Here is a 7,800-nt window from a genome sequence, read left to right on the forward strand (position 1 = left end):
AACTCGGTCGCGAGCTAAAGCTCTTACCCAAGACCTGCTACGCGATTCAGTAGACCCGACGTCTTTCTTTCCGCCAACCCTCTGAACTCCTGAAGTGCTCCACAAAGACATATTCTTTAGAGCAATCCGGGACTTTAACTTCTGGTCTCTCTCAGATGCGTATGACATGACGCAGTCACTTCGGGAGTTCGACCGATTCCACCTGACGCAGTCAACGGAGGTCTTTATGCCGCAGTAAATCACCGCCAGCAATACCACCACAAAATCAACCGAAAGAACCGTTCAATTGACAACCCAATGAGGAACTACGTGAACGAACTAACAGAACAACAAGTAACCCAAGCGTATCTAGAGGTCCGGCAGAAGCAGGCCATGATGCAGAACAGAGAGCTGACACCGTTTGCCGATGCGGTCGCACAGTCCATCCAACAGGCCGCCTCAAAGGCCGTACGGGAGGCCAGAGAGGAGAAAGAAGGCGTGACCTTCAACGTGGTCTCAGCGCCGACAGGCGGCGGCAAGACTACAAGCAGTGTCGCTTACGCTCTGGCCCGTCGGAAGGTCGACCCCGAGTTCACAGCCGCATTCATTCTGCCCACCGCTCAGCTCTGCAATGAGGTGTACGAGTCTCTGATGGACTTAGCCGATGGTGACCAGTGTAAGGACATTATGGTTTGGACCGGTGCTCACGATGCGGCCTGCTCTGAGCAAAAACGCTATGACCGCTTCGGTCTTCAAGGGGTCGACCTCTACGACAAGGAGGGTCTGTTAACGACGCCTGTAATCGTCGTGACGCATAACAAGTGGTTAGCTGAGATGAAAGACGACAAAGACCGTGGCGTACGTCGGTGTAACGGTAATCTCCGTCAGTGTATATTCATCGACGAGAATCCCGAGCTGGTCGAGCTTATCGAGCGGGTGCCATCTGATGTCGCTAAACTTCGTGACTTCGTACAACAAGTCGACTCCGAACATCCCTGGCTACCATTGTTAAAGATCGTGCAGGAGCGTATGGATAGCGACTTCGAGTCTGCCGGTGCCAAATATAGTGCTCCTGAGCTGGTTTCTCTAGCAGAGTCGGAGGAGCTAACAGTGGAGCGACTGAAAGCTCTACATGCTGACTACATTGGTTATGTGAACGAAGCGATGGCAGCTTCTCATCAGGCAACTCTAATGTTTCTGAAAGCTGCTTCAACCGGCTATGTATTCCTCAGTCGACAGCAGCCCAAGTCCTTTGTGGCTTATCTGACAAGCTTCCGACCCGCACCGGGGTATGTGTTGTTGGATGCTACAGCAGATTTGACAGGTCTCTATCAGTTGATGTCTGGTGTCGACTCCGTGGATGTGCCGAAGGTGAACTACTGCAATCTTGGTCTCCGCTACATTGAGCATCCTGCAAGGTTTAAACAGGTTCGTGACTTCACCAAGAGTATCAGTAAGGCTCGTGAGTACGTCGCGTGGATGCGAGACCATATTCTAACTGCCACCGAAGAGGGCGATGAGGTGCTGGTGGTTACTCATAAGAAAATCGTCGCGGACTTCGAACTGTTCAGGCCGGACGATGGTAGCCGGGAATTGTGGTGGGATGGAAGGCGTATTCATTGCAACCATTGGGGATGTGGAGTCGGTTCCAACGACTTTAAGCATGTAAAGCACGTCTTTCTGTTCTCGGAGTTCCATCGTCCGGGTAGGGCGACTGCAGGCAACGTGCTAGCACTGGAGAACCGGAAGGCTGTCGATGCTGACTTCTCACAGCTTCAAGGCGGTCTGCAGGGTAAGTTCCTCCGGTCGGCTGAAGGTCATCTCCTGCGGTGGGCCAAGCAGCTTGCCTGCCGTGGCAATGTGCGGAACATCGATGCCGATGGTAACTGCGGTCAGATGACCTTGCATACGTCAATGGAGTTGGAGCGCTTGGTCAGCAATATCGAGCTTCTATTCCCAGGTGCGAGGTTGATAGAGAGTGTTAGGTGCGACAGTAACGTCGGGAACGATGTGTTGGCAGACTTGTTGACCTCACCGGATACGCCGGAGACCTTGAGTTACTCGGAGTTGGCAGACCAGATCGGAGTATCTACCAAGCAGGTCAGTCCGAGATTAGACGCGAAGAAAATACGACCTTTGGTGGTCGCCTTCGGTTGGCGTACAGCCTCCGCGAAAGAGCTCGGTCTCTCCGGTCGTAGCAAATACCTGACTCGTCTGCAGGTTTCTGAAGCTGCGTAAAGTCTCTCTCCAGCAGTACACCAAGCGGCCACTTTCGGCCACCTCAAAGCCCACCACAGCACCCCAGAGCAAAATCGTGCTTTCTCCCGTGCGTGTGCGTGGTCGGCAATCAAAAATTCTTGCAGAATCAACTAGTTAACACGTTAAGTAGCCTGCGAGTCACCTGAAATACCCCCTCAGACAGTACCAAAAGCCCCATTTAGGTCGCCTTTTGACACCAAAATTGGACAGCTTTTGGTCACTTTTTACCATCTATAGGAAATCAACATGACCACCCCAAACACTCAAATTGACACCGTACAGGGCACCCAGCAGGCAAGCTCTCAGCCCGCCTTCACTCAGCAAGATGCATTCACGTTCATAGGACTAGACGCCATGACTATCGGCGACTATCTGTACCAGCAGGGTCTCCCCGCAGGATTTGCCCTGTGCGATGTGCCGAGCCATGTACTGACAGAGCGCGCAGATGCACCCTGCGACCTTTGCGACTCTGATTGTGGCGACCAGTGCTCCCTCGGAGAGGACGCTATGTTTGATGCGGTGATGGACATCGAGGAAGTGCTGAGTGACCGCCTGAGTCAGATGTTCGTCGACGCATACGGCGTTCCTTCATGCTTCACCGGTATCCCAGTGTTTCCGAAAGCTTTCCTGGACGAATACTTTCTGCCTCAGTACCGCGCTCTCATTCTGGACTGCTTCGGTCTGTCCCAGTAACAGCGTATCGGAAGAAACCATCAGGCACCTGCAGTCTCACTGCGGGTGTCACAACAACTTAATCACACAGGAAACCATAATATTATGGACAGTAATACACTCAGAGCCCTAGCAGTAATGACCCAAGAGGGCGGCAACTACTTTCGGCACCTGTCGGTCGAAGCGAATCGCACCAAGCGGCTAGCTGAAGCCCGAGCGGAGGCTGACCGTGTCCGCAGGGAAGGCTGGACTCACGATGCTGAAGTCCGTGCAGAACAGCGAGAGATACGGCAGGCAGACGCAGAGACCGCCTTCGAGCGGCAGAAGGAGCTTATAGGTCTGCGGCAGGAGTCGCAGCTCGATACCCACACCCAGAAACTGCAAGCCACCAAAGACTTTAACGACGCCAACCCGACTCACAAAGGTCTTCGCAAAGGTGTCAATGAAGCCGGTGAGGATGTGTGGTATCGAGAAGATTCTCGCGGTCAACTGGAAGAAACCGACGTTGGTGTCTCCTATGCTGGCGACCCGGTAATGGCCCAGTACAAACAAATTGATTCCATGCGGAAGGAGGTCAACGCAGAGGTCAATAAGTCCGGCTATCATGACCTTAAGCAATCCATGGGCAAGATGGTCGACGCATACCGCCGAGGTAATCACATGTCGGATACCGCCATGGTGTTCTACTTTCTGAAAACGCTGGACCCTCAATCGGTAGCCCGAGAGTCTGAAGTGGCATCTGTGGAGGGTGCGCGCGCATGGTTCACCGAGAACCCTAAGACTGCCGCAATGATTCCCGCACCGCTGCAGCAGGCCATTCAGAGCTTTCATGGAGAAGGTAAGCTTCTGCCAGAACAGCGGAAGCAGATTCTCGACCTCACACTGGCGGCCTATAACAACAAAATGGACAGTATGGACAGTCTCAAGTCGAGCTATGGAAACATCGCGGACGGCAGGAAGTGGAATCAGTCCGACATCGGCCTGGACCGTGTCGACACTTCTCGTGTCACTCTGGAATCACTGAAGCCTGATGGTCAACTGATGCAGGACATCGGTGCTACCGGCGCTGGTGTTCATCCGTCAGGAATGCTGACCAAGGAACAGCTTGCTGAGATTTATGGAGTTTAACGAATGACAGTATCAACAGACCGGCTATATGCCGCCTTACAGAAGGCACACGCTGCCGGTAACTTTGACCATGCTAAGCAAATTGCAGAACACATTAAGGCTGCACAGGCTGACCCCGAACCAGACTACACCGAGGGCATGAGCGGTGCCGATAAGTTCATCGTCGGTGTCGGGCGGGGCATGACAAATGTTGGCAGAGGTGTACAAGACGCCTACTACCGAGCCACAGGCGACGATGATTCACTGACTGCTCTGAATAAGCGTATCGAAGCCGACGAGGCGTCCTGGCGTCAACTTGCAGACTCCTCAACGCTGGCCAATGTCGGCGAAGTGGTCGGTGAGGTCGCGGCTACTGCACCTGTAGGTCTTGGTGTCGGCGGTGTGGCTTCTAAGGCGGGTCTGCAGGTTGGCTCTAAGCTACTACCTACGGTCGCTGTCGGTGCCGCTGAAGGTGCGACCACTGCAGCTATAGTGCAACGTGGTGGACTGGAGGAACGCCTTGAGGCAGCAGGAGAGGGCGCGCTGTTATCCGGTGCTACTTCTGGTGTCGTAAACGTCGCCGGTAAGATAGGCAATAAGGTATTGAACCGGGGCAAGCACTTTACCAGTGAGGCAGCACAACGGGCTGATGAGGTTTATGAACAGACTGGAGTGCCGATTCATCTGACGGACATCATGCGTGACGGTGGTGTCCTGCAGAAAGCGGAAAGCCTAACAAACGACGTTCCTTTAGTTGGTACGGGAGCCGGGAAAATCGCGCAGAACAAGGCAGCACAGCAAGCGGTCAAGAGTCGTATCGATACTTTTAGTCATGACAATTTCGCCGACGCTGAGTCAGCCCTACAGGAGGCAATCAGAAAGCGATTCGACGAAGTGCAGGAGACCAAAGGCAAGTTGTATGGTGATTTCTGGAACGCCCTCAACGACTTCGGTCCGGTGCCCCGTGATAAAACCAATGCGGTCATCGATAGGTTGCTGCAGGAAGACCAAATGGCTAACGGTCTCGGTGGAAAGTTCAGCGCGATGCTCTCCGCAATTCGCGAGACGCAGGACGGCAGTGCCGCTACATTACACCGCCAGATGCAGCGAGTTATCGCAAAGTCTAACAATAAGGCGGGTGGTATTGATAGCTTCGAGGCTAGTCAGATGCGGGAGCTTGCCGACGCAATGAAGGAAGACGCGGTGCGGCATGCTGCGAGTCTGGACGCTCAGGCGGCAGAAGGTGTCGAGGCGTTGAGCACCAAACTATCTGAGGCGGATCTGTTTTACCGAAAGGAGGTCTTACCGTTCAAGCAAAACAAGGTCTTGAAGACCGCTCTGGAGAACAACGAGACCGAAGCCATTATGCGGCAACTGAAAGCTTCTGGAGGGTCGAAGCACCGCACGAACACTCTGTACAACGCTTTGACCGATGAGGGTAAACGGCGGATGCAGTCAGCATTTCTCCTGGATGCCTTTGAGAAATCTTTCGTCCACGATGTGTTCAGCCCGAAGACCTTCCGCAGTCACGTGAAGAAGCTGGGGAGTACCACTGGTGTGCTGTTCAAGGGCGACGATAAGAACGTGTTCGAGGGTATCATGTCTCTAATGGAATACACCAAGAACTCCGCACAGTCTGCGCATAACCCCCCGAATGGCCATCGGCTAGCAATGGCTGGTTTGCTTGGGGTCGGCGTCGGTGTGTCGCCAATGGTTGCCGCCAAGATCGGCGGTGCGTCTCTGCTCTTTAAGTTCATCACGCAGAACCAGCAGGCACGGAAGCTACTCACGTCGACCGCAAGTCGAACTGCTAGCACACAAAGGCTAGACATGTTGGTCGACCACTTCGGTGCCGTCCTCAGTCGAGCCTCTGCGTTGCAGGCAGTCGATGAGCCTTAAGTAATAATGCTGACCGCCCGTATGTCATTATGCCGATGACTGCGGGCTTTTCCTCATATCACCGATCATTTGGTAGCCCCAGTGGATAACCTGTGGGGCACCGAGCGTCACCGAAAGAGGTCCATAACAATCGTCAAGATTGCTCGGACGTCCACCAGTAATCTCAATAAAGGTCGCGTGACCTTTCGGTAATCACAAAGAATTTTCTCAAGGGATGATGTGTATCTGAAGTACAACATATTTACTCCGACGGTCAGTTAAATGTTGGCGTTCCAGGCCGATCTGGAGGCATCCTTGACCGTTGTGATAATCGAGCTTACACGAGCGCCGAACGTACAACCAGCCGGAAAAAGTACCAATATTAAGGTTTTTTCCAGAAGGTGTAGCCCAGAATTGACGGAAAGCGACAACAGCGGAACCGCAAAAATTCATGCATACCTGACACTCTGGGTTACCGAAAGGCGCTGCCGTGACCTACTAGATGGGCGGCAGGACCGCGTTGAAGGTGTTTATGCACCCTCAGTGTCTATATTGATAACCCGTCATTTAGTGGTTGTTCTTGATGTAGATCAATGAAGGTGGTCAGGTGGTCATTGTATGGTCAGGATGGCCGAAGTAGTGTCGTCGATAGGGGGCATGATTTAGACTATCGCGTTGCTACTTGATGGGGGTGAGCAGAGAAGATCAAACAGCTGGCTAGAATTTATCAGCATAAGCTGCAATTTCTTATACCTCTCGAAAACCTGATGCAAACGTGGGTGCTCGGGGTTCTTGGCGTCGGTTACTGTTGACTCTAAAGCCCTGTGAGGTTTTCTGTGATGATGTAGTCCATGTGTTATCTCGCGAACTTATTCCGGTATGGTGCAATGCTCTTATAGGAGGCCAAGTGCTTCTATCCGCCGGGCTGCATCCAGCAGATCAGTTAAATTCGCAACTTTCAGATCGACCAATATAGGCTCTCTGCTAAGCAACTGAAGGTGCTGAACCTCATCTGAGCTTACAAGTTCCGTGTTTAGAAAATACGCGGTTCCCGGTAGTCTGTCCTGCCCTGTGTATTCAATGGTAACCAGGGTGTGCAGCTTGAGGTTAACATAAACGTCGTGGCGCTTGGAATGCTCCAATGCACTCTGGTTTAAAGCGAACAGTTTGGCGTGATTATCTGGGTCCGTAAATTCGGTGATAAGTCCGGTCGGGTTAGATGTGGGGAAGCTAGCAGAGTAGTAGCCTACCACTGGAACTAGTGTTTCTGTGTACTCATCCCCTGCGTGAAGGACTTGCACGTAGGTGCGGGCACGCGCTTTGATGTTGTTAACAAGCGTACCGGCATGTGTCACGCTCAGAACAGAGTTGTCATACATTTCGGTGGTTGGGTTTTTAAGCTGCTCCTCTTTCACGTGGAAGAAAGGAGCGCGTTCGTGGGTTGATGAATCTGCTTCTTTCTTCTGTATGATGACCGCATAGGCTGTCAGGGAGATTGTAATGCTTGTTGCTATGGCAGACCGTAAGGTGGCGTATTTCTTTAATGATACCAGCAGTGCTTTCAAGCTATCTTGGTCTCTGGGTGACTTAGAATGGAGCGAAATTATAGCAGATATTGCGGCGGAAACTTGCCACTGTAACCCTTGATTTTGCTGATGATACACAGGCGTTGGGTGTGTTCACAGTGTTCGAGGTCATTTAGATGGCGATGGTTGATGAAAGATGTAGAGAATGCTTCCTATTTGAATATGTTCTTTAGTTTGGTCTCTATCTCCTTCGGGAGCGTCTAAAATTCTGTGTCAGGCCGGGTTTAGGCGTTCCCGCATAACATCATAATTCAATAACTTCATCAAGCCGGCCTTCAAAGAATATGGCGAGCTGCGACAGGGTGAGCCCCCAGTTTTG

General features: G+C 52.4%; 5 protein-coding genes. 4 read left to right on the top strand and 1 reads right to left on the bottom strand.

Annotation, left to right across the window (positions count from 1 at the left end; translation table 11 throughout):
* Positions 1-309: 309 nt before the first annotated feature.
* From HBA55_RS21090 to HBA55_RS21105, 4 genes are all read left to right on the top strand, one after another.
* Entirely contained in the window at positions 310-2,217 is a 1,908-nt protein-coding gene (locus HBA55_RS21090; RefSeq protein WP_166995513.1) for a DEAD/DEAH box helicase family protein, read from the top strand.
* A gap of 375 nt (positions 2,218-2,592) precedes the next feature.
* Positions 2,593-2,931: a hypothetical protein gene (locus HBA55_RS21095; RefSeq protein WP_166995515.1), complete on the top strand. Its 339-nt coding sequence runs from the start codon at positions 2,593-2,595 to the stop codon at positions 2,929-2,931.
* Between the two features lie 84 nt (positions 2,932-3,015).
* Positions 3,016-4,038, top strand: coding sequence for a hypothetical protein (locus HBA55_RS21100; protein ID WP_166995517.1), 1,023 nt, complete (start codon positions 3,016-3,018; stop codon positions 4,036-4,038).
* A 3-nt stretch (positions 4,039-4,041) separates the two neighbouring features.
* Complete coding sequence (locus tag HBA55_RS21105) at positions 4,042-5,916, top strand: hypothetical protein (protein ID WP_166995519.1); 1,875 nt, start codon at positions 4,042-4,044, stop codon at positions 5,914-5,916.
* Positions 5,917-6,788: 872 nt separating this feature from the next.
* Here the strand turns inward: HBA55_RS21105 and HBA55_RS21110 are convergent.
* Entirely contained in the window at positions 6,789-7,460 is a 672-nt protein-coding gene (locus HBA55_RS21110; protein WP_166995521.1) for a hypothetical protein, read from the bottom strand.
* Between the last annotated feature and the right edge of the window lie 340 nt (positions 7,461-7,800).

The organism is Pseudomaricurvus alkylphenolicus, assembly GCF_011683955.1.
Classification (GTDB): Bacteria; Pseudomonadota; Gammaproteobacteria; order Pseudomonadales; family Cellvibrionaceae; genus Pseudomaricurvus; species Pseudomaricurvus alkylphenolicus.

What these genes read in the sequence shown, in the direction of transcription:
- HBA55_RS21095 (WP_166995515.1), top strand. Translation starts at nt 2,593, where the DNA reads ATGACTATCGGCGACTATCTGTACCAGCAGGGTCTCCCCGCAGGATTT.
- HBA55_RS21105 (WP_166995519.1), top strand. Translation starts at nt 4,042, where the DNA reads ATGACAGTATCAACAGACCGGCTATATGCCGCCTTACAGAAGGCACAC.
- HBA55_RS21100 (WP_166995517.1), top strand. Translation starts at nt 3,016, where the DNA reads ATGGACAGTAATACACTCAGAGCCCTAGCAGTAATGACCCAAGAGGGC.